Origin of the sequence: Massilia sp. CT11-108 (assembly GCF_047302915.1) — a bacterium.
Classification (GTDB): Bacteria; Pseudomonadota; Gammaproteobacteria; order Burkholderiales; family Burkholderiaceae_D; genus Telluria; species Telluria orientalis.
Genome location: NZ_JBKYMO010000013.1, coordinates 1 through 20,894 on the forward strand (window position 1 = coordinate 1; position 20,894 = coordinate 20,894).

A 20,894-nucleotide genomic window follows, 5' to 3' on the forward strand; every position below is an offset into this window, starting at 1 on the left:
TCATCGCCAACGGCCTGCGCGCCTACATGATCGTGATGATCGGCCACCTGTCGGGCATGGAGCTGGCGACGGTGTCTTCGCGCCAGAAGCTGCCGATCCAGAACATGACGAACATGACGAGACCGAAGAACAGCCAGCCGTAGATGATGTGGTCGACGCCCGTCGCCAGCTCCATGCCCGACAGGTGGCCGATCATCACGATCATGTAGGCGCGCAGGCCGTTGGCGATGACGGGGACGATGACCGACAGGCCGATGAACAACGCGCGCCGGAGCGCGGACCGGTAGGTGAGGTAGGCGTACAGGCAACCCAGCGTGATCGAAGAAATCAGGTAGCGCACGCCGCTGCAGGCTTCCACCACGGACCAGCTGCCGGTCGGCAGTTCGAAGCGGGTGCCGCTGCGCAGCACGGGGATGCCGGTGGCGCGCACCGCCCACACCGTGAAGTCGGCCGTGAACTGGATCAGCGGTCCCACGAAGATTTCGCCGAACGGCACCGCGAACAGCAGGAACAGCAGGGGGAAGGCGAGCGAGCCGGCCAGGCGCGGGCCGAACAGGGCCAGCGCGGCGACGGGGAACATCGCGACGAACGAGTATTGCGACACGACCTGCACCTCGCCCAGCTGGGCCGCGAGCCAGCCGGCGCCGAGGACGCCCAGCAGGAGCAGCGCGGGCGGCCAGGGCTGCGGCGGGTACAGGCTGAAATTCTCGCGCCGGCGCCAGATGAGCCACAGGCTGATCGGCAGGATCACGTAGCCGTGGGCGAAGGTTTCGGAACTGTTCCACACCGAGACGATCGAGCGCACGGTGCCCAGGTACAGCAGGAACGGCGCGAGCAGGGCCAGCGCGATCAGCGCCGTGCCCTGGCGCGAGATGGGAGCGGAAGTGGCGTTGATCACGCCGGGCGGCGGTTTCAGGAACATTCGAGACTCTCTCCAATACAGGCCAGGTTGCTGGACCAGCTGTAGCGGCGCTGGACCTTGGCGCGGGCGGCGGCGCCGATCGCGGCGGCCGCGCTGTCCTGGCCGGCCAGCAGCATGCTCACGGCGTCGACGAAGGCGCCGGCATCCTCGGCCAGTACCAGTTCGCTGCCCGGCACGGCGTCGATGCCTTCCAGCGCCTGCGGCGACACGACGACCGGCGTCGCCATCGCCATCGCTTCCAGCACCTTGTTCTGGATGCCGCGCGCGATGCGCAGGGGGGCCACCGACACGGCGGCATGCGCGATATACGGCCGCACGTCCGGCACGGTGCCCGTCACGACGACGCCCGGCAGCCTGGCCAGTTCCTGCACGGCCGGCGCCGGGCGCGAGCCGACGATGTAGAACTTCACGTCGCCGAAGCGTTCGCGCAGTCGCGGGAAGACGTCGGCCGCGAACCACTGCACGGCATCCACGTTCGGCCAGTAATCCATCGCACCCGTGAACACGAGGGCGCGCTCGTCCGGCGGGTACGGATTTGCATGCGGCTGCTCGGGCGAGAAGTAGTCGGTGTCGACGCCGTTGCTGAAGTGGCCGATCTTGGCGGTGCTTTCCGGCGCCAGCTGGCGGAACAGGTCCGCCTCCGGCGCCGAGACGAACAGCGACGCGTCGTAGTCGCGCGCCACGCGGCGTTCGTACGCCAGCAGCTGGCGCGCCTCGTAGCGGTACAGCCAGTTCATCGGCCACGATTTCTGTTCGGCGTACTGTCTCCACTTGTCCGAGTCGACGTCGCAGAAGTCGACGACGCGGCGCGCCGAGCGGTACGGGTCGGCGTACTGCGCCATCGCCGACGAGAACACGAGCACGCGCTCGATCTTGTGTTTCGCCACGGTGGCGTCGACCCAGCGCGCGAGCGAGGCGTCGCGGTAGTACTCGAGCGACAGCGAGCGGTTCTTCAGCAGCGCCTGCAGGCTGCGCACGCGCGCCAGCAGGGGCTTCATGCCGGCGAAATGGCTGCTGGCGCACAGCGCCTCGACATGCGGCACGTACTGCCAGTCGTCGGGGTCGTCCACGAACGTGGCCAGGTGCACGTGGTAGTGCCGGGCCAGGTGCTTGAGCAGGTGGTACGAGCGGATCTTGTCGCCCTTGTTGGGCGGATACGGGATCCGGTGGATCAGCAGCAGCAGGTCTTCCATCGCTTACCCCAGGTTACGGACGATGTAGGGGCCCATGAAGTTCGCCACTGGCAGCGGCAGCTTCTTCCACATCTTGATGAACAGCTGGTATTTCGGGTTCAGCGGATTGTTGTCCGGCAGCGCGGTCGCGCCGTACAGCTTGTACTCGTACGGCAGGTGCTGCGCCGTGAAGCCCCAGTTCTTTTTAAAATCGTAGGCGCCGGTGCCCAGCTTGCTGCGGCCGAAGTCGAACAGCCGGCAGCCGCGCGCGCTTGCTGCCTGCATCAGGTTCCAGTACATGAAGTCGTTGCCGGCCACTTCGCGCGCGAGGTCCATGCCGCCGCCGTAATAGGGCACGACTTCGTCGCGCCAGTAGAACGACAGCACGGCGGCCACGAGGCGGTTGTCGTCCGTGACGATGGTGCGCACTTCGCACTCGTCGCCGAAGACTTCCTGCAGCATGGCGAAGTATTTTTTCGGGAACACCGGCGTGCCCAGGCGGTGCACGCTGTGGGCATAGGCTTCGAACATGCGGTCGACGTTGCTGTCGACCTCACCGCGCAGGCCCAGCTTGATGCCCTTGCGGACCATCGCGCGCTGCTTGCGCGGGATGGCGTTCAGGTTGGCCTCGTCGTCGCCCGTGATCTCCTTGCGGAACGTGACGTACAACTCCTTCGTGTGCCAGCTGGCGTCGTCCGGGTGGAAGCGCTGCATGCCGCGGTATTCCAGGTGGCCGACGCCGAGCTTCTGCGCGAGTTCGTGCGCGGCCTGGTCGAGCATGGCGCGCGCCGCATCGTTCGTCGCGGCCGGGCCGCCGTACACGCAGAACGGCATCGCGCCCAGCGAATGGCCGAACAGGCGGCTCCTGATTTCCGCGAGGGGGAGGACGCCGAGGATCTGGCCGTCCTGCTGCACGTAATAAAACCAGGTCTTGATGCCGAACGAGCCTTCGATGACCTTCTGCCAGCCGGACAGGTGGAAGAAGGTGGCGTCCGGGCAGGCGCGCACGAAGGCGTCCCAGCGGCCGTATTCGTGCGGCTGCAGCACGTGCAGGGTCATGGGCGAGGAGGCCATGACGGGAGCGGCCCGTTTGGCCTGTGCGGCTTCGATGATGGAGTTCATGGGCGGTTCAGGAAGATGTTGTCCATGCGGTCCCACGCGAAGTCGCGCGCGAGGGATTCGATACGGCGTTCCATCCGGTCGATGTTGATGTAGTGGCGGAAGCGGGCCTTGGCGCCGAGGCCTTCGGGACGCGGCTGGCCGGGGTCGACTTCCCACGGGTGGAAGTAGAACAGGGCGGGCTGGCCATCCTCGCGGTTGACCTTGGCCATCATCCAGCGCGACAGCGCGTACGGCAGCAGGCGGAAGTAGCCGCCGCCGCCGGCCGGCAGGTTACGGCCCATCATCTGCACGGTCGTGATCGGGATTTCCAGCAGGCCGTCGGTGCCGTTCGGGTAGAACGCGAAGCGCGGCGCTTCCGGCATGCCGTAATGGTCGTGCACGACCGGGTAGATGCTGGAGCTGTAGCGGTAGCCGGCGTCGAGCAGCTCGTCGAGCGCCCACAGATTGTCGCGGCCGATCGAGAAGCTGGGCGCGCGGTAGCCCAGCACGGCCTGGCCGCCGATGTCTTCCAGCAGCGCTTTCGCGGAGCGGATGTCGTTGGCGAATTCCGCGCGGGTCTGGTCCGACGCGCGCAGGTGGCCGTAGCCGTGGCTGGCCAGTTCGTGGCCGGCGGCGACGATGCGTTTCACCACCTGCGGATAGCGCTCGGCGATCCAGCCCAGCGTGAAGAAGGTGGCGCGCACGCCGTGGCGTTCGAACAGTCCGAGGATGCGATCCATGTTGGCTTCGACGCGGCATTCGCGCGTCGGCCAGCTGGCGCGATCGATGTAGGGGGCGAACGCGGAGACCTGGAAGTAATCCTCGACGTCGCAGGTCATCGCATTGCGGATGCGTTGTCCCGGGGCCGGCACGGGCCGCGGGGCGAGTTCGACCATGTTCATTCTTGATTATCCATAGGGTGGGTTACTGCCCCGTGGGGCGTGGCGACGATCTTCTTCAGGATCGACAGCACGGAAACGATCGATTTCTCCAGGCGCATCATGCGTTCGTCGAGCACTTCGACGCTGCTGGCGCGGCGCTCGCCGATGCGCTGGTCGATGGTGCGCAGGCCGGTCTTGTAGTCCGCGTCGCCATCGTCTTCGGGCAGGTGGCCCGGCAGCGTGTCCGGCGCCGGCGTGCCGACGGGGTCGGGCACCTGGAATTCTTCGCTGATGTCCTTGACGACGGTATTGATGTCCGGCTCGCCGAACGCGTGCATCTCTTCCAGGAAGCCCATCAGCAGCACGCGGTCCATCAGCGTGTTGACCTTGCGCGGGATGCCGCCGCTGTAGGCATAGATCGCGTCGTGCGCGCCGTCGTCGAACGCCGGGTCGCCCTTCCAGCCGACGGTGGTCAGGCGGTGCTCGACGTAGGCGCGGGTTTCCTGCGCATCCATCGGGCCCAGGTGGTAGCTGGCGATCACGCGCTGGCGCAGCTGCTGCATGCCGGGACTGTGCAGGGTGGCGCGGAATTCGGGCTGGCCGAGCAGGAAGGTCTGCAGCAGCGACTTGTCGTCGGTCTGGAAGTTCGACAGCATGCGCAGCTCTTCGACCGTGCGCGCGGACAGGTTCTGGGCTTCGTCGATCACGAGCAGGGCGCGCTTGCCCTGGTGGTCGACGTCGCACAGGAATTTTTCCAGGCGCGTGAGCAGGTCCGTCTTGCTGGCGCCCTCGTACGGCAGGCCGAAGGCCGAGACGACCATGCGCAGCGTGTCGTCCGGATCGAGGTGCGTGTTGACGATGTGGGCGGCGACGATCTGGTCGGAGGGTAGCCGGTTGAACAGGTTGCGCACGAGCGTGGTCTTGCCCGCGCCGACTTCACCGGTGATGACGATGAAGCCCTCGCCCTGCGACAGGCCGTACTCGAGGTAGGCCATGGCGCGCTTGTGGCCTTTGCTGCCGAAGAAGAAATGCGGGTCCGGGCGCAGCTGGAAAGGTTTGGCGGATAATCCGTAAAAAGACTCGTACATCGTATGCCTCCGCGGGCTCAATACTGGACGGTAAGCGTCGCCACGATCGCGTTCTCGTGGTAGTCGCGGTTGTCGAATACGCCGGCGCGGCCTTTCGAGTGGCGCAGGTCGAGCGATCCGGTGGTCTTGGTGTCGAAGCGGCTGCTCAGTCCCATGCTCACCTGGCGGATATCGTTGGTGACGCCGGTGCGCAGCGACTTGACGTTCACGCCGTACAGGCTCGCGTGGGCCGACGTGCGCGAGGACAGCTTGTAGTCGGCGCTCGCGCTGGCGCCTTTCTGGTCCGTGTCCTCGTTCAGGGTGCTCAACTGCGACGGCAGCAGGGTGCTGTCTTCCTGCTGCAGCGACAGGGCGTTCATGCGTTCCTTGAACACGGTGAACAGCAGCGTGCTGCGCGCCCCGCGGAGCGTGGCGCCGCCCTGCAGGCGCTTGTTGCGCATGTAGCGGTTGCTCAGGTAGGGGACTGCGCTGGGCAGCGTGGGCGGCAGGCCCGCCTGCGCGATATACGCCTGCACGATCTGCTGGCGCTGCACCGGATCGGGATAGCGGCTGACGAGCATCTGGTCCAGCATGGCGGCCGTATCGACCGCGGCCGGCAGCAGGAATTGCTGGCGCGACGTCGTGACGATGTCGGCATAGGTCACCGTCCACACGGTGTGCGGCGTGCGGTAGCTGGCGTCGAGCGAACCCGTGTTGCCGAAGTAACGGTGGCCGACCGTGGCCGCGATGCGCGTGCGGGTCGACGGTTGCCAGATGAAACCGGCGGACCAGCTGCGGCCGCGCGTCTTTTCGGAGAGCGCGCGGTATTCGTACTTGTCGTAGCCGACGCTGGAGGTCAGGCTCAGGTGCGACGTGGCGCGGTACTGCAGGCCGGCGAGGCTGTTCTCGTTGGTCGTCTTGCCTGTGCGCTGCGCGCTCATGTCCTGGTGCGAATAATGCACGTTCCAGCCGAGGTCGGGGAATGCGGGACCGCTAGTCACGTCGAACGCACCCGTGCTGGCCAGGCTGTTGCCGAAACCGCTGCCGGTGCCGCCTTCGACCGAATCGCGCTGGTAGCGGGCGTTCAGGGTGGCCGTCGTGCCGAACTGGTGGCGCACGTAAGGGCTGATGCTCCAGGTGCGGATGTCCGTGCCGTTGTTGGCCGTGTACGAATTGTTCGGCAGCGGGCCGAACGCCGACACGGCCTGGCGCGAGCCGCTCGCGCTGGTGTCCACGTACAGCCAGTCCTTGACGGCGATGGCATTGGCCGTGGCCTGGTAGCGGCGGTCGCTGTTGCGCGTGTTGCCGATGTCGTCGTTGCTATAGGCGAACTTGCGCCATTCCGCGCTCGCCGCGACCTTCAGGCGCGGACCGGTGCCGGTGATGCTCAGGCTGGGCGCCGCTTCGCTGATGAAGCTGCCGTGGGCCTGATCGTCCGCCTGGTTGCTCGCGTTGTCGGAATACGTTTCGCGCAACTGGATCGTGGGGGTGACCCGCCATTGTGCCCACGCCTGGTTCGACAGCAACAGTGCCGCCACTGCAAGCGGCGTGAGCCGGAGGGTGGCGCTGCGTGGCCATTTGACCGGCCGGTGGACGGACAAATTAGCCGTAGTGATAGTCATACGTTTCTTCGATGCCGGGGAACTCCCTGGTCTTGTTATAGATGAGATTGACGTTTTGATAGCCTTCCAGCTGGTGCAGCGCTTCCTTGACCGCATGCTGGGTCGTCGTCTGGGCTTCGACCACCATGACGATCTGGCCCATGTGCGAGGCCAGCACGCGCGATTCGCTCGTCAGCAGCAGAGGCGGCGAGTCGAAGATCACGACGCGGTCCGGATAGCGGTGGGCGATCTCGTCCACCAGCGAGCTCATGGCCGAGCTGGCCAGCAACTCGGTCGCGCGCGGGGTGCTGGTGCCGGCCGGCAGGATCGACAGCGTGTCGACGTTGGTGCGCAGCATGACGTCGGCCATGTCGATCTTGTCGTCCAGCAGGATGTCCATCAGGCCGCGGTGCGCCGGCAGGCCGAGCGAGCGCAGCACCGACGGGCGTGCGACGTCGGCGTCGACCAGCAGCACCGTATGGTCGAGTTCCATTGCGATGCTCATCGCCAGGTTGATCGCGCAATAGGTCTTGCCTTCGCCCGGCAGCGAGCTCGTCACCATGATCAGGTTGCCCGGCTTCTCGCCTTCCGCGCGTTCGGCGAAGGCGCGCTGCAGCAGCGGACGCTTGATGACGCGGAAGTCTTCCAGCAGGCGCGTGCGGCCGCTGGCGGCGGTGACCATGCCCAGGTCGCGCATGCGGTTCAGGTCCAGCTCCACGCGGCGGGTCGAGAATTTTTGCGCCGGAGGCGCTTCAGCGGCGGCTGCGCTTGCCTGGGCCGCTGCGGCTTCTGCTGCCGGTGCCGCGTGCGCCGGCACAGTGGGCGCTACGACAGGCGCGTCCGCCTCGACGACGTCGACGGTGGCCGTTTCCGGCGTCTTGGCGACGGCGGGCGCGTTGCGCTGCAGGTCGATCCGGCTGGCCGCTTTTTCGATGATGCTCACGGTGTACTCCTTAATCTTAAAGCGTGGGACGGACCAGGATGGCAGCCATCCCGACGCCATAGGCGCCGAACAGCAGCAGGACCGAGCTCGCGAGAGCGACGAGACGGCGCTTGCGCTTGACGGTCTGTTCCGGCGTCCAGTTCATGCCGATCGAACCCAGCACCGGCAGGCCGGTCACGTCGCGCAGCGTGCTCTGGCTCAGGAAGGTCGGACGCAGTTGGCTCATCAGGAACGCGACGGCCAGGCCGGCGACGAGGGCGCCGACGAACACCAGCGAGAACAGGCGCAGGCGGTTCGGGCCGCTCGGGTGGTTCGGCACGGTCGGCGGATCGATCACGCGGAACTGCAGCATGTCGGTGGCGGACGACAGGTCGCCCGACAGGCGCGCCGACTCGCGGCGTTCGACCAGCTTCTGGTAGTTTTCGCGGTTGACGTTGTAGTCGCGGTTCAGCTGGGCGAACTGCGCTTCGATTTCCGGCGCCGTCGTGCTCTGGTTACGCAGGCGTGCCACGCGATTCTCGTATTCCGCGACGCGGGCGCGCATCGACGCCACGCGGGCCTCGGCCTGCGACAGCGACACGTTCAGCTGCTGCAGCATCGGGCTGTAGCTGGCGCCCGGGTCGAGGCTGCGCTTCTTGTTCTTGGCGAGATCGGCCTTCTGCGCCATCAGCTGCTCGAGCAGGCGGCGGTTGGCGATCACGTCCGGATGCTGTTCGGTGTATTGCAGGCGCAGGTTGTCCAGGTTCTTCTGGGCCAGTGCGATGCGCGATTCCAGTTCCGGATCCACGAGGGCCGGGTCGACCGTCACGGTGCCCGGCTTGGCCGGTTCGCCGTCGATCTGGCGGCGGATCGCATTGCGCGCCTGTTCCGCTTCGGCCAGTTCCAGCCGGGCCTGGCTCAGCTGGTCGGTCGCCGTTTGCAGCTGTCCGCCGAAGTCGCCGGTACCACTGCCGCCACCCGGCAGCATGCCGAGGTTCTTGAGCTTGAACTCTTTCAGCGAGTTTTCGGCCGCGGCCAGTTTTTCCTCGTACGTCTTGATCTGGTCGTCGATGAACTGGACCGCCTTTTCGGAGTCCTGTTTCTTGCCGCTGAAGCTGCCCTCGACGAAGATCGTGAGCAGGGACGACACGACGTCCTTGCCCAGTTTCGGATTGTCGGACATATACGTCAGCGTATAAATGTCGTCGCGCTCCGTGCCGGTGATCTTGATCTGCGATATCAGTTCATCGACGATCTTGTCGTGTTCCTTGCTGTCCTTGGCCTTGACGTCGAGGTCGACCATGCGCATCAAGCGCTCGACGTTCGGGCGGCTGATCAGCGTGCGGCGCATGAACGTGACCTGTTGCTCCAGGTTGGGCACGGTCGTCATATTCGAAAGCAGTGGCTTCAGAATACTTTGCGTGTCGACATACACGCGTGCCGACGCTTCGTACTGATTGGGCAGGCGCAATACCACCGCCCAGCCGATCAATGCGACAACCCAGGTGATGACGACGGCATGCCAACGGTATTTGCCAATCGCCTTGAGGAAGTTTAGAAGTACGGCTGTGATCTCTGCCATCTCGTCAGTCTCGCCATGAACGACCCGTTACCCGTGGGGAAGAGGGGCCTAAAAAATAATCAAATATCTCGCATGATCGCTTGTACCCCGAGCAATTGCAATTACACGCGAGAAAAATATGGTGAGCTCATTCGGGAGTGCCTCATCTGCAACGCAAATGCCACCGAGCAAGCTGAGGACCGTGGGGTTTTTTGCTTAATATCCGTGAATTATTAGCATGGATTTAATAAAAAATCGTTAAACCGTTGTACGCCTTCAACGCTGACAGCGGACGGTGAGCGATCGCATCGCGTAGACTTACGTTTCAGCAATTTTTCAAATTCTAACGCTTTATTGTAATGTCTAAATTGCAAAAGGGGGTGCACGGTTGATGCCGTTTCGTAATAGATTCTGGTCACGCCGCCGCGGATTGACGGCGTTACTGGCGGCAGGCGCGCTGGCGGCAGGCGTGTTGCCTGGCCAGTCGATGGCGACCGACCTGCGGCCCATCGTGCCGGTCATCAAACGCTCGGTCGTCGGTATCGGTACGTTCGAGCGGACCCGCAGCCCGTCGACCGTCTTCAACGGTACCGGTTTCGTCGTCGGGGACGGCCTGGACGTCATTACCAATGCCCACGTCGTACCGGCCACGCCGGCCGACGGCAAAATGGTACAGCTCGGCATCGTCTTGCCGGACGGAGAAGGCGTGCGCTTCCGCCCGGCCGAACTGGTGGCGCGTGACAACGAACACGACCTGGCCCACCTGCGCCTGTCCGGCACACCGCTGCCCGCGCTCGAGCTGGGCGATTCGGATACGGTCCAGGAAGGCCAGGAACTGGCATTGACGGGTTTTCCGTTGGCCATGGCCTTGGGCCTGCATGCAGCCACGCACCGGGCGACGCTCGCGGCGATCACGCCCATCGTCCGTCCGTCGCTCGGCGCACGCAGCCTCGACCCGCGCCAGATCGCCGCACTGCAACGCGAACCCTTCAATATCTTCCAGCTCGACGGGACGGCGTATCCGGGCAACAGCGGCAGTCCCGTCTACGATCCCGCCACTGGCAAGGTGCTCGGCGTGATCAATGCCGTGTTCGTCAAAGGATTGAAGGAGACGGCGATCTCGGCGCCGAGCGGGATCACGTATGCGATTCCGGTGAACCATGTCCGGGACTTGTTGCGAAAAAAATAGGCAGAAAAGCCGCAAGCACGTCATGACCATGAACAATTTATATTGTGCGGCGTCTGTTCATTTGGCACTATGCTATACAATACCAATCTGTTAATGGCTTTATAACAATGGCTTTACCGAAAGGGATCTGACGTGGGCAAGTACAAGGCGAACCTGGGGAAATATTCGGCGATCGTGCTCGCCGCTGCATGCGTGCTGGCGCTGGGCGGTTGCGCAACGCGTGGTGGCCAACAGCCGATCGAGACGCAGGTGACCGATTCCCAATATCTGATCGGGCCGGGCGATGCCGTCAACATCATCGTCTGGCGCAACCCGGAAGTGTCGATGTCGGTGCCGGTCCGTCCGGACGGCAAGATCACGACGCCGCTCGTCGAGGACCTGCCGGCCGCCGGCAAGACGTCGACCGCGCTCGCGCGTGACATCGAAAAAGCCCTGGCCAAGTACATCCAGCAACCGGTCGTCACCGTCGTCGTCACGAACTTCATCGGCAATTACTCCGAACAGATCCGTGTGATCGGCCAGGCGACCAAGCCGCAGGCGCTGCCATATCGCCGCGACATGAGCCTGATGGACGTGATGATCGCCGTCGGCGGCACCACCGAATTCGCGGCGGGCAATCGCGCCAGCCTGATCCGTAACGTGGACGGCAAGCAACAACGCTTCAACGTCCGCCTGGACGACCTGATCAAGGATGGCGACATCTCGGCCAACGTGCCGATGCGTCCGGGCGACGTCCTCGTCATCCCGGAAAGCTTCTTCTGATAACATCAGTCGTCGATATTTTTTACACCACTCAGTGTTCCAACATACAATAGTGGTTGCTGGGTGGTACGGCGCCAAAATAAGCACCTGATTTAATGTAAGTTTTTCTTCCAGGAACCACGTTGGCGTAAAACTTGCTTGATCAGGTACTGGTCGCCCTCAGTGAGCGACAACATTTTGGGGAACGCACGTGGCTACCGAACATCAAGATAACGACAAGATCGAACCGGCGCCGTCCTTGACCAAACGGGGCGCGGCACGCCGTCGCCTGGCCAAAGCCGGCATGGGCGCGGGGGTACTCGCGACGCTGGAAAGCAAATCGGCGATGGCGTCGATGGTCTGCAGATCGCCTTCGGGCTCGCTGTCGGACGGCTTGTCGACGAGTCATTATGGGCCGAAGGCGCCGGCCTGCGGCGGCCTGTCGCCCGGTTACTGGAAACAGCCCCAGCACGCCTGGCCGGTGTCGCGCGACCTCAAGTTCACCGATGTCTTTTATGCGGCCAGCCCCGGCACGGCCTGCCCGGTACGGGCAGCCTCGTACGACGAGGGCAAATGCTACAACCCGGGTTCGTACTTCTGCGCCAAGCTGGAAGACATGCTGAACCCGCAGCCGTTCGACACGAACAAGGTCGGCATGCACCTCGTGGCGGCTTACCTGAACCTCGAGCAGAAACTCATCGACTTCATCGACCTGAACGACCTGAAGACGATGTGGAGCGAGCTGCAGACCACGGGCCGCTACAGCCCGACCGCCGGCGTGTATTGGGACAATGCGCAGGTCGCCAACTACCTCTGCTCGATCCACGACTGAAGACAGGCGGCGAAACGCATGTGGCGTCTGATGCCTGGCCAGGCGCTGGCCTGCCGGGAATGGGATGGGGAAGCCGTGCTGTACAACGACTTGTCGGGCAATACCCACCTGCTGGATGGCGCCGCGCTCGACCTGTTGTTCGCCCTGCGTGACGAGCCCGCCGATGCGGCCGGGCTGGCCGGCCGCCTGGCCGACCGCTTCGATGCCGGCGACGACGACCTCGTTTCCCTGATCGACGAGATGCTGGCAGCGCTTGCCGGGCTGGACTTGATCGAGCCATGCTGACGGTCGGTTCGCTGTCGCGCGCCGAACTGGCGGCACACCTGTCCGGTGACGGTCTCGTGTTGCGCACCGGCCCCTTCACCAACCGCATCCGCAGCGACGTGGCGCCCTTGATCGACAGCGTCGCGCTGATGTATGCGGATTACCCCGTCGAGCCTGTGGGCGGCTTCGTCGACTTCCACCTCGAACTGCGACGTTCGGGCGGCTTGCGCCGCTGGTACAAGTCGCAGGTACATTTCGCCTACGACGGCACCACGCCGTTCCAGCCCCTGCCGCTGGCGCAGGCGTATCCGATGCTGGAATGGACCATGAACTGGTGCGTCTCGCACCGCGCCCACGGCTACCTGATCGTCCACGCGGCCGTGCTGGAGAAACATGGCCGCGCCATTATCCTGCCGGCACCGCCCGGCTCCGGCAAGAGCACGCTGACGGCCGCCCTGCTGGGCCACGGCTGGCGGCTGCTGTCGGACGAGATGACGCTCGTGCGCCTCGACGACGGCGTTCTCGTGCCGCTGCCGCGCCCGGTCAGCCTCAAGAATACGTCGATCGACATCATCCGTGCGTTCCGTCCGGACGCCGTACTGAGCCGGCCCGTGGAAGAAACGACCAAGGGAACGATCGCCCACCTGAAGGCGCCGGGAGCAAGCATTGCCCGCGCCCTCGAACCCGCGCGCCCGGCTTGCATCGTGTTCCCGCGCTGGGAAGCCGGTGCCGCCATCGCATTGGATCCGCTGCCGAAGGCGCGCGCCTTCATGCAGGTGGCCGACAACTGTTTCAACTACCAGGTGCTGGGTGCGCGCGGCTTTACGGCCCTCGGCGGGCTGATCGACGCCAGCGACGCCTACACGTTCCGCTACAGCAGCCTGCCCGAGGCGATGGCGCTGTTCGAACGCCTGGTGCCGGGGGGCGCATGATGCCGCTGCTGATACGCGTGTTGCGCGATCCGGGCACCGTGCAAGGGCTGGACGACGCCGGCTGGGACCTGCTGCTGCGCCAGGCCGACGCCGCCAACCTCGACGCGTACCTGCTCGTCCTGCTGGAAGATGCCGGCCTGCTCGATGCCGTTCCCGCCGCGCCGCGCGCGCACCTGGAGTGGACGCGCGTGGGCGCCGCCGGACATGCCAGGGCGGCCCGCTACGAAGTCCGCCAGATCGGCCGGGCGCTCGACGGGCTGGGATTGCCGCTGATCCTGCTCAAGGGCGCCGCGTACGCGATGGCGGGCCTGGACGCCGGCCGCGGCCGCCTGTTTTCCGACATCGACATTCTCGTGCCGAAGGCGCGGCTGCCCGAGGTCGAGGCGGCGCTGATGATGCATGGCTGGATCACCACGCACCACGATGCCTACGACCAGCGCTACTACCGGGAATGGATGCACGAGTTGCCGCCGATGCAGCACGCCCGGCGCGGCAACTCGATCGACGTGCACCACGCGATCCTGCCGGAAACGGCCCCCGTGCGCCCGGATCCGGCCAGGCTGCGCGCGAGCGCTCGTCCGATCCCGGGCGAGCCGCATCTGGCCACGTTGTCTCCGGCGGACATGGTCCTGCACAGCGCCGTGCACCTGTTCTTCGACGGCGAATTCGACAAGGGCTTGCGCGACCTCGTCGACCTGCACCGCCTGCTGACGCAGTTCGGCCAGGCGCCCGGGTTCTGGGAGACGTTGCCGGCGCGGGCCCGCGAGCTCGAGCTTGGGCGGCCGCTGTTCTATGCGTTGCGGTATTGTCCGCGCCTGCTCGGTACCGTCGTCCCGCCGGCCGCGCAGGCGGCGGTGGCGTCCGAGGGACCGAACGCGGCCCTGCTGTGGCTGATGGACCGGTTGTTCGCGCGCGCGCTGCTGCCGCTGCATGCAAGCTGCGCGGACGCATTCAGCGACGTGGCGCGCTTTGCCTTGTACGTGCGCGGGAACTGGCTGCGCATGCCGCCGCTGCTGCTGGCCCGGCATCTGTTTCATAAAGCCTTCCTCAGCGGGAAGAGCGACACACAGGCAGCCTGACCGTCCGCGCATAAAAAAACCGCGGCCGAAGCCGCGGTTTTGCATGGTGCCGATGCCTGTCCGGATCAGGCCTTCGGAGCGCGGCGGCGCTTGGCGCCGACCAGGCCCAGCATGCCCATACCCAGCAGCATGATGCTTGCCGGTTCCGGCACGCGGCCGTTTTCGACCGAGAAGGCGCCGTCGACCTTGAACACCAGGTCGTCCGGCGTCACGCTGTAGTCCGGGAACAGGGCGTCGCCACCTTTGTGGAAGCCGTTGGTCAGCGAGTCGCCGGCCGGCAGGTTCAGGTTCGAGTCGTATTTGAACGTCACGCTCGTCAGGCCAGCCAGGTAGTCCTGGTTGATGAAGTCGCCCGACTCGAGGATCGCAGCGGTCATCTTGGTCGAACCGATGCCGACGCCGGTAGCGCTGTCGGTGGTGAACGTCGACAGCGTGACGTTCGGATCGACGGTCAGCAGGGCAACCATGATGCCGTCATCGAAACCGGTGCCGGTGCTGGTGAAGGCGTTGGCTTGGGTGTCGTAATAGATGGCGACTTTATTCGCGCCCGGGGTGTTGTTCAGGCCAAAGCTGGCGTTCAGCGTGGTGCCCGCCGTGCTGGACGTTTTCACGAATTCGCTCAGCTTTGCCACGATCGTGAATTCGAAAGCCGAGGAGTCGTTCGGGGCGCCGTCTGCGGTCGAGTCCAGGTTGCCGCGGAAATTGGCGGTCGTGCTGCCATTGACGGCGGACAGGTTGGCTTGATACAGGAAGTCGAATTGTTTGCCTACGGTCAGTTGCTGAGCGCTCGGGATCCCCTTCGCGACGCCGCTACCGGTCGAGTTCCAGTCCAGGCTGGTCGCGTTGGTAGCGTAGACACCGCCGCTACCGTCTTGCAGAGTAAATGCTTGTGCCGACGATGCAGCGAATGCGAAACCGAGTGCGGCTGCAACCGGAATCAATTTGCGGAACGAAATCTTCATGTTGGCTCCAAGTGGATGCTTATTAAGTTGTTCGGTATAGGCGCCGCGTTCTGCGGGCTTGTTCCTACTTAATGCAAACGCCGTGCCAGTCTTTTCTTTTCGTTATAAATCAAAAGCTTAGGTCACAAACTTGCGTCCCGGGTAGGCCAACTGTAAAAAATTCCGATTTTTTATGTGTCCTTGCGTAAAGTTTTTAGATGTTTTTGGGAAAGAATGCGCAAAGGAAATCGGTCATATCATAAAGAAAGTTGCGCACAATAAAAAACCGCGGCCGAAGCCGCGGTTTTCGTGATGCCGATGCCTATCCGGATCAGGCCTTCGGAGCGCGGCGGCGCTTGGCGCCGACCAGGCCCAGCATGCCCATACCCAGCAGCATGATGCTTGCCGGTTCCGGCACGCGGCCGTTCTCGACGGCGGTCGCGCCGTCGACCTTGAACACCAGGTCGTTCGGCGTCACACCGTACGCCGGGAACAGGTCCGTGTTGCCGCCGGCGCCAGAGTGGAACGAGCTGGTCATCGAGTCGAGTGCCGGCAGGTTCAGGTTCGAGTCGAACTTGAAGCTCACGTTCGTCAGACCCTTCAGATAGTTCTGATTGATGAAGTCGCCGCTTTCCATGATCGAAGCCGTCATCTTGGTCGAACCCAGGCCGTTGCCGGTGACGACGCTGGTGGTGAACGTGGAGAGCGTGCTGGCCGGATCGACGGTCAGCAGGGCAACCATGACGCCGTCGTCGAAGCCGGTGCCGGCGCTGGTGAAGGCGTTGGCTTTGGTGTCGTAGAAGATCGCCACTTTGTTGGCGCCGGCGGTGTTGTTCAGGCCGAAGGTTGCGCTCACCGTCTTGTTGACCGGATCGACCGACGACGTTTTCACGTATTCGCTCAGCTTTGCCACGATCGTGAATTCGAAAGCCGACGAGTCGTTCGCCACGCCGTCCGCGGTCGAATCCAGGTTGCCGCGGAAGTTGCCGGTGGTCTGGCCGTTAACGGACGACAGGTTCGCCTGATACAGGAAGTTAAAGGGGTTGCCTTGCGTCAGTGCCACGCCGTTGGCGATGCCTTTGGCAACGCCGCTGCCGGTGGAGTTCCAGTCCAGGCTATTCACGTTGGATGCGTACGTTACGCCAGCACCATTTTGCAGGGTGAATGCTTGTGCCGACGATGCGGCGAAGACCAGACCAAGGGCGGCTGCGACCGGGATCAGTTTGCGGAACGAATTCTTCATGTAGGCTCCAAAAGTGGATGCGTGTTGGGTTTGTCGGTTAAACCGCGTGCTCGTTGATGCGGCTCATGCCAACCCTTATGCAAATGCCGTGCCAGGAATTGTTGTACTGTTCTAAATCAACGACTTATGAAAAAATGCAAGAAATTACCCGATTCGGGGGAAGGGCTGCTGTAAAAAATTCCGACAGTCACTGAATAGCGTTCGTTAACGTGTTTTTTTGATTCTCGGTTGCAACGGAATTGCTGTCCACGTAAGCGGTCGGTGCATGGCGATGGAATGCCTGTACGCCTTCCAGAAACGCCGTCATGCGTTGCGCCGCCGGATAGTTGGAGAAGGCGTCGGCCACGCGACGGGCGCCTGCCCTCAGCGCCGGATCGTCGAGCATTGTGCGCACCTGGCGCGTCAGCTTCTTGGCGCGGAAGCGGTCGGCGCGCAGCAGGGCGCCGGCACCGGCCTTGATGACGCCGCTCATGTTCAGGAACTGGTCGAGATTGCTGGCAATGCCCAGCACCGGCACGCCGGCAGCCAATGCCTGCTGGCTGGTCGGGCTGCCGCCGTTGCAGACGACGAGGCTGGCGCGCTTGGCCGCCACGTCGCCCGGCAGATAAGGGGCAACGAACGCATTCGCCGGCGCACCGGCCACGTCGATCGTGCCGGCCGTGGCGGCGATGACCGTCACCGGCAGCGGCGCCAGCGCTTCCAGCACCAGCGGCAGCAGGCGGCCCTGGCCGGAACTGCCGAGCGTGACGTAGACGATCGGCTTATCTTCGGGCAATTTATCCCACCAGTCCGGCTTGGCCAGCGGCGGCGCCCAGATGATGGGGCCGATGTAGGCATGCTGCTGGGGCAGGCTCTTCGGCGGAAAGAGATCGGGGACGTCGGCGTACATGCTGTAGTCGGCGTCCGTATAGACCTTGCGCAAGTCGGTACCCAGCGACGGCAGGCCGTACTGGCGGCGTACGCGGTTCAGCGGCACGGAATGCGAGGCGAACGCGACCGGACGCGCCATGCGGAAGATCGCATTCGCGATGCGGATCGGCAGCAGGCGCGTCAGCGGGATGTGCGGCACGGCGTAATGCTGCACGACGTACGGGCTCCAGTAGGCGTTCATCAGCGACACGTACGGGATCCGGCGCAGCCGTGCACTGACCGAGAGCGACAGGCGGAAATCGCCGACGACGATGTCCGGGCGGACCGCGTCGAGCACGCGCAGGTCGTCTTCGACGTAGCTGGCGAGCGTCGCCGTGCTGTACACCGGCTTGCCGCCCGCGAGCGCGTCGAGGAATTGCTGGCTCGGAATGCTGTGGATGGTCCAGCGGGTGAACTGCGTCCCGTTGAAGCAGAATTCGTAGCCGTCCGCGCACGCGACGTGCACGTCGAAACGTGCGGGATCGAGAGATTGCGCGAGCGCGATGGGGCGGCCGACGTGGGCGAGCGTCACGGCTTCCGCAAAGAACAGGATTTTGATACGTTCCATAGGGGTATCGATAGAAAGATGGTTGCGGGAACGTGCCGGGCGGACGGCGCCGGCGGCGCGGACATCCCGCGCCGCCGGTTTACTTCATCAGTTCTTCGAGCGGCTTGCGCAGCGAACGGGCCTGGGGCGCCGGACCTGCGCCGAGCCGGCCCATGAAGACCGGATGGCCGTTGCCGGTGCCGATCAGCTTGTGCAGACGTTGCTGCAATTGCCGCGCCGAATGGTGCAATTTGTCGACGGTCGAGAACGGCTCGCCATGCTGCACGTAGGCGGAAAAGATCAGGGGCGTCATCTCCGGCTGCATCGCGAGGCCCAGGTGGGTCAGCGTCAGCCAGAAACGCTGCACGGCGCGGCCGGCGGCGACGTGATCCTCGACCGTTTCCGGCGCGTGTCTGGCCATGATGACGAAGTGGGCGGCGCAGCGCAGACCCGGCACGAGGTCCATCTGCAGGCGCGGCGCCCAGGTGCCCATCAGCCGGTTCATCGTCGACAGGCGGCCCCAGCTGACCATCGCCCATTTCATCAGGCGCAGGGTGGCGGCATCGACGCCCAGGGCCTGGTCGGGCACGCGGTCGGGGCTGTGGCGTGCGTTCCAGTGGATGATGCGGCGGTGTACCTCGTAGGCTTCCGGCATCGTCAGGCGCAGCTTGGCGTTCGAAAACATCAGGCGCGCCGCGGCCAGTTTGCCGCTGAAGCCTTCGATCCAGCGCACTTCGTAGCCGGGGCCGACGCTGTCCTCGAGGGCACGTTTTTCTTCGGGCAGCAGGGGGCGCGTGCTCATCGCGCGGCGCTGCACGCTGCGGGTCGTGATGGCGCCCAGCAGCGGACTCGGCTTCACAGCGGGATCGGGCACGAAGCGTACGTCGAACACGGGCAGGTGGTCCTGGTCGTCCGGACGCCGGGTGATCTCGGCGCGCAGCCCGTGGGCGGTGGCGGCGATCGCCATCGTTTCCAGCAGGGTGCCGTGCGAGATCTGGCTCGGGCGGCCGCGGAAGTCGTACACCGTATCCTCGCGCGTATCGTGGAAGTGCACGGCCACGTGGTCGGGGCCGAGCACTTCGAAACGCCACACCTGCGTGTTGTCGCCGCTCGGCGCCCAGCGCGCCAGGTCGAGGATGTCGCGGAGGGTCTGGTTCATGCCTGTACCGCTTTCCCGGCGAGCTGGCGCGTCATCTGGCGCTTGGCGACGGCGATCATCAGGCGGTGGAACGGGTTGCCGTTGCCGCCCGGGCGCCAGGTGTGGGCCAGCTTGTTACGATAGGCGTCGAACTGCATGCCGTGCGGCGCGGCCAGGACCTTGCCGCGTCCCAGCAGGATCTTCAGCGCCTCGGTGGCGACGATGCCGGCGCACAGCTGGCAGGCCATGAACGTGGAGGGACCGCGGCGCTCGGCGAAATTGACGGCGTCCGGCACGACGAGGTACGGGCGGTGCAGGCCGGCCGGCGCCAGGCCGACGACGAAGCGAATGGCCTTGTCCAGTTCGGGCAGGTCGCCCCATTGGAAATATTCTTCGAACGTCATCTGGCCCGGGATGAAATTCAGCAGGGCGGCACCCATGCCGAGCGGCGCGGCCGTCGTGGCCGGGATGCCGAGGCGGGCGCAGGCGGCAAACGTCTGCTGGCGGGCGTCGAAGGCAAAGAAGTCGAGTGCGTCGACGTAGAGGTCGACGCCGTCCAGGAATTGGTCGAGATTGCCTTGGTTGACGCCGTCAGGAAAGATCTTGACGTCGATTTCGGGATTGATGTCCCTGGCCATGCGGGCCAGCACTTCGGCCTTCGGTTGGCCGACCGTCGACATCATGGCGCCGACCTGGCGGTTGAAGTTGACGATGTCGAAGGTGTCGAAGTCGGCGATATGAAACTTCGCCACGCCCAGGCGAGCGAGGGTGAGCAGGTGTACGCCGCCGACCCCGCCGCCGCCGGCAATGGCGACACGCTTGCCGCGCAGGGTCTGCTGTTCTGCAGGCGTTACCCAGCCGATATTGCGCGAAAACGCCTGTTCATAGCGGAACGGATTTGTCATTGATGAGGAAAAACGGTTTTATCGATAAAACGGCCGAAAGCACCGATATCTGCTACGCACAGCGCGTTTTATGCGTGTTGTTCGTCCATGCGCAGGAGGCGGTTGATGATGCCTCGTTCTTCACGCGGCGAGAAGAAATAGGGGTAAAACGAACGTTCGGACACGTTGTTATCGGCGCTGAATGTGCCACCGTATTTCTGGATCTGTTCCGTCACGAATTCCAGGTTCACCCGCAGCAGGTAGGCCGGTGCCTCGACGCGCGGATTGACTTTCAGTTCGCCCTCTTGCTGGAAGCCGAGCATGCGTTCGTAAAAACGGCGATGGCGCGGATTCACTTCGATGACGATATCCGTGCACTGGTGGATGTCGCGGGCATAGATCACGGCCAGGTGAAACAGGTTGGCCAGCGACGTTTTCGAGCGGACCGACGGGTCGAACGCCAGCTTCGTGAACTCGCACAGGCGCGCCCCCTTGTTGCGGTGCGCGTCCAGCTCCTCCTTGAAGATCTGGTCCGCCATCAGGCCAATCGGCGAATCGATACCAATCGTGAGCGTACCGACCACGTCACCCTTGTCGGTGGCGGTGAGGGTAATGCGATTCGGGTCGTCGCTGAATTGATGGGTACCGGCATAACCGCGCCAGGCATACATCTTGTTGATCAGCATACTTGCCGAATTTCGCCCGTCCGCAGTATCGGTAAGCCGGATTCCATACGAATCGTGGTTCACGATAACATCCTCATATTGCGAGGGCGTCATATTATCGCGATCACCAAAATCATGAGCGTCCGATAGGGATGCGGCCGAACCACCCTCTGGATCCTTGAAATCGTCGAAAGTCGTCATCGCAGGATTCCCCAATTGTTTAAAAACGTTCGCGTACTGCGAACGGAAGTTCTGGTCGCCCTACGCCCTGGCGGTGCCGGGCGTGGATTATTATTTATTTAT

The 20,894-nt window shown here is 64.2% G+C and carries 20 protein-coding genes; 6 read left to right on the top strand and 14 right to left on the bottom strand.

Annotated elements, in window-relative coordinates:
• Positions 1 to 22 precede the first annotated feature (22 nt).
• Genes xrtA through ACEN88_RS02905 form a run of 8 tightly spaced genes read right to left on the bottom strand, consistent with a single transcriptional unit; the run spans position 23 to position 9,248 of the window.
• Positions 23 to 922, bottom strand: a complete 900-nt coding sequence (xrtA, locus tag ACEN88_RS02870) for an exosortase A (RefSeq protein WP_413337308.1) — start codon at positions 920 to 922, stop codon at positions 23 to 25.
• Entirely contained in the window at positions 913 to 2,115 is a 1,203-nt protein-coding gene (locus ACEN88_RS02875) for a TIGR03087 family PEP-CTERM/XrtA system glycosyltransferase (RefSeq protein ID WP_413337309.1), read from the bottom strand. Before ACEN88_RS02875 ends, xrtA begins: the two co-directional genes overlap by 10 nt.
• A 3-nt stretch (positions 2,116 to 2,118) precedes the next feature.
• Positions 2,119 to 3,216, bottom strand: coding sequence for a FemAB family XrtA/PEP-CTERM system-associated protein (locus ACEN88_RS02880; protein WP_413337310.1), 1,098 nt, complete (start codon positions 3,214 to 3,216; stop codon positions 2,119 to 2,121).
• On the bottom strand, positions 3,213 to 4,097 hold the full coding sequence (locus ACEN88_RS02885; protein ID WP_413337311.1) for an XrtA system polysaccharide deacetylase: 885 nt from the start codon (positions 4,095 to 4,097) through the stop codon (positions 3,213 to 3,215). The genes ACEN88_RS02880 and ACEN88_RS02885 overlap by 4 nt, the downstream gene beginning before the upstream one ends.
• On the bottom strand, positions 4,094 to 5,164 hold the full coding sequence (locus tag ACEN88_RS02890) for an XrtA/PEP-CTERM system-associated ATPase (protein ID WP_413337312.1): 1,071 nt from the start codon (positions 5,162 to 5,164) through the stop codon (positions 4,094 to 4,096). Before ACEN88_RS02890 ends, ACEN88_RS02885 begins: the two co-directional genes overlap by 4 nt.
• A 17-nt stretch (positions 5,165 to 5,181) precedes the next feature.
• On the bottom strand, positions 5,182 to 6,765 hold the full coding sequence (locus tag ACEN88_RS02895; RefSeq protein WP_413337313.1) for a TIGR03016 family PEP-CTERM system-associated outer membrane protein: 1,584 nt from the start codon (positions 6,763 to 6,765) through the stop codon (positions 5,182 to 5,184).
• A complete protein-coding gene (locus ACEN88_RS02900; RefSeq protein ID WP_413337314.1) occupies positions 6,746 to 7,687 on the bottom strand; it encodes an XrtA-associated tyrosine autokinase in 942 nt (313 codons plus the stop codon). The genes ACEN88_RS02895 and ACEN88_RS02900 overlap by 20 nt, the downstream gene beginning before the upstream one ends.
• Before the next feature lie 16 nt (positions 7,688 to 7,703).
• A complete protein-coding gene (locus ACEN88_RS02905; RefSeq protein ID WP_413337315.1) occupies positions 7,704 to 9,248 on the bottom strand; it encodes an XrtA system polysaccharide chain length determinant in 1,545 nt (514 codons plus the stop codon).
• A 409-nt stretch (positions 9,249 to 9,657) separates the two neighbouring features.
• Between ACEN88_RS02905 and ACEN88_RS02910 the strand changes: the two genes are divergently transcribed.
• The 6 genes from ACEN88_RS02910 to ACEN88_RS02935 all read left to right on the top strand — a co-directional run bounded on the left by ACEN88_RS02910 (position 9,658) and on the right by ACEN88_RS02935 (position 14,264).
• Entirely contained in the window at positions 9,658 to 10,416 is a 759-nt protein-coding gene (locus ACEN88_RS02910) for a S1C family serine protease (RefSeq protein ID WP_413337316.1), read from the top strand.
• A gap of 132 nt (positions 10,417 to 10,548) precedes the next feature.
• Positions 10,549 to 11,178, top strand: a complete 630-nt coding sequence (locus ACEN88_RS02915; protein WP_056134225.1) for an XrtA/PEP-CTERM system exopolysaccharide export protein — start codon at positions 10,549 to 10,551, stop codon at positions 11,176 to 11,178.
• A gap of 190 nt (positions 11,179 to 11,368) precedes the next feature.
• The gene (locus ACEN88_RS02920) at positions 11,369 to 11,989 is read left to right on the top strand and encodes a hypothetical protein (RefSeq protein WP_413337317.1); all 621 of its coding nucleotides are present in this window, start codon (positions 11,369 to 11,371) and stop codon (positions 11,987 to 11,989) included.
• Between the two features lie 18 nt (positions 11,990 to 12,007).
• Positions 12,008 to 12,274, top strand: coding sequence for an HPr-rel-A system PqqD family peptide chaperone (locus ACEN88_RS02925; RefSeq protein ID WP_056134231.1), 267 nt, complete (start codon positions 12,008 to 12,010; stop codon positions 12,272 to 12,274).
• The gene (locus ACEN88_RS02930; protein WP_413337318.1) at positions 12,268 to 13,185 is read left to right on the top strand and encodes an HprK-related kinase A; all 918 of its coding nucleotides are present in this window, start codon (positions 12,268 to 12,270) and stop codon (positions 13,183 to 13,185) included. The genes ACEN88_RS02925 and ACEN88_RS02930 overlap by 7 nt, the downstream gene beginning before the upstream one ends.
• Positions 13,185 to 14,264 (top strand): nucleotidyltransferase family protein, encoded by a 1,080-nt coding sequence (locus tag ACEN88_RS02935; RefSeq protein WP_413337319.1) that lies wholly within the window; start codon positions 13,185 to 13,187, stop codon positions 14,262 to 14,264. The genes ACEN88_RS02930 and ACEN88_RS02935 overlap by 1 nt, the downstream gene beginning before the upstream one ends.
• A 65-nt stretch (positions 14,265 to 14,329) precedes the next feature.
• Here ACEN88_RS02935 and ACEN88_RS02940 read toward each other — a convergent pair whose 3' ends face one another.
• The 6 genes from ACEN88_RS02940 to ACEN88_RS02965 form a co-directional block, all read right to left on the bottom strand.
• A complete protein-coding gene (locus ACEN88_RS02940; protein ID WP_413337320.1) occupies positions 14,330 to 15,226 on the bottom strand; it encodes a PEP-CTERM sorting domain-containing protein in 897 nt (298 codons plus the stop codon).
• Between the two features lie 310 nt (positions 15,227 to 15,536).
• Positions 15,537 to 16,448: a PEP-CTERM sorting domain-containing protein gene (locus tag ACEN88_RS02945; protein ID WP_413337321.1), complete on the bottom strand. Its 912-nt coding sequence runs from the start codon at positions 16,446 to 16,448 to the stop codon at positions 15,537 to 15,539.
• Positions 16,449 to 16,635: 187 nt separating this feature from the next.
• Entirely contained in the window at positions 16,636 to 17,925 is a 1,290-nt protein-coding gene (locus ACEN88_RS02950; protein ID WP_413337322.1) for a glycosyltransferase, read from the bottom strand.
• A 79-nt stretch (positions 17,926 to 18,004) separates the two neighbouring features.
• On the bottom strand, positions 18,005 to 19,063 hold the full coding sequence (locus ACEN88_RS02955) for a molybdopterin biosynthesis protein MoeY (protein ID WP_413337323.1): 1,059 nt from the start codon (positions 19,061 to 19,063) through the stop codon (positions 18,005 to 18,007).
• Positions 19,060 to 19,947 carry a ThiF family adenylyltransferase gene (locus ACEN88_RS02960; protein ID WP_413337324.1) on the bottom strand — a complete coding sequence of 296 codons (888 nt, stop codon included), beginning with the start codon at positions 19,945 to 19,947 and terminating at the stop codon, positions 19,060 to 19,062. The genes ACEN88_RS02955 and ACEN88_RS02960 overlap by 4 nt, the downstream gene beginning before the upstream one ends.
• Positions 19,948 to 20,015: 68 nt before the next feature.
• On the bottom strand, positions 20,016 to 20,792 hold the full coding sequence (locus ACEN88_RS02965; protein ID WP_413337325.1) for an N-acyl amino acid synthase FeeM domain-containing protein: 777 nt from the start codon (positions 20,790 to 20,792) through the stop codon (positions 20,016 to 20,018).
• Positions 20,793 to 20,894: the final 102 nt, after the last annotated feature.

Excerpts from the sequence above, each read along its gene's own strand:
- ACEN88_RS02935 (WP_413337319.1), top strand. The coding sequence starts at position 13,185 with ATGCCGCTGCTGATACGCGTGTTGCGCGATCCGGGCACCGTGCAAGGG.
- ACEN88_RS02930 (WP_413337318.1), top strand. The coding sequence starts at position 12,268 with ATGCTGACGGTCGGTTCGCTGTCGCGCGCCGAACTGGCGGCACACCTG.
- ACEN88_RS02885 (WP_413337311.1), bottom strand. The coding sequence starts at position 4,097 with ATGAACATGGTCGAACTCGCCCCGCGGCCCGTGCCGGCCCCGGGACAA.
- ACEN88_RS02925 (WP_056134231.1), top strand. The coding sequence starts at position 12,008 with ATGTGGCGTCTGATGCCTGGCCAGGCGCTGGCCTGCCGGGAATGGGAT.
- ACEN88_RS02965 (WP_413337325.1), bottom strand. The coding sequence starts at position 20,792 with ATGACGACTTTCGACGATTTCAAGGATCCAGAGGGTGGTTCGGCCGCA.
- ACEN88_RS02945 (WP_413337321.1), bottom strand. The coding sequence starts at position 16,448 with ATGAAGAATTCGTTCCGCAAACTGATCCCGGTCGCAGCCGCCCTTGGT.
- ACEN88_RS02960 (WP_413337324.1), bottom strand. The coding sequence starts at position 19,947 with ATGACAAATCCGTTCCGCTATGAACAGGCGTTTTCGCGCAATATCGGC.
- xrtA (WP_413337308.1), bottom strand. The coding sequence starts at position 922 with ATGTTCCTGAAACCGCCGCCCGGCGTGATCAACGCCACTTCCGCTCCC.
- ACEN88_RS02940 (WP_413337320.1), bottom strand. The coding sequence starts at position 15,226 with ATGAAGATTTCGTTCCGCAAATTGATTCCGGTTGCAGCCGCACTCGGT.
- ACEN88_RS02950 (WP_413337322.1), bottom strand. The coding sequence starts at position 17,925 with ATGGAACGTATCAAAATCCTGTTCTTTGCGGAAGCCGTGACGCTCGCC.
- ACEN88_RS02905 (WP_413337315.1), bottom strand. The coding sequence starts at position 9,248 with ATGGCAGAGATCACAGCCGTACTTCTAAACTTCCTCAAGGCGATTGGC.
- ACEN88_RS02895 (WP_413337313.1), bottom strand. The coding sequence starts at position 6,765 with ATGACTATCACTACGGCTAATTTGTCCGTCCACCGGCCGGTCAAATGG.
- ACEN88_RS02955 (WP_413337323.1), bottom strand. The coding sequence starts at position 19,063 with ATGAACCAGACCCTCCGCGACATCCTCGACCTGGCGCGCTGGGCGCCG.
- ACEN88_RS02890 (WP_413337312.1), bottom strand. The coding sequence starts at position 5,164 with ATGTACGAGTCTTTTTACGGATTATCCGCCAAACCTTTCCAGCTGCGC.
- ACEN88_RS02880 (WP_413337310.1), bottom strand. The coding sequence starts at position 3,216 with ATGAACTCCATCATCGAAGCCGCACAGGCCAAACGGGCCGCTCCCGTC.
- ACEN88_RS02875 (WP_413337309.1), bottom strand. The coding sequence starts at position 2,115 with ATGGAAGACCTGCTGCTGCTGATCCACCGGATCCCGTATCCGCCCAAC.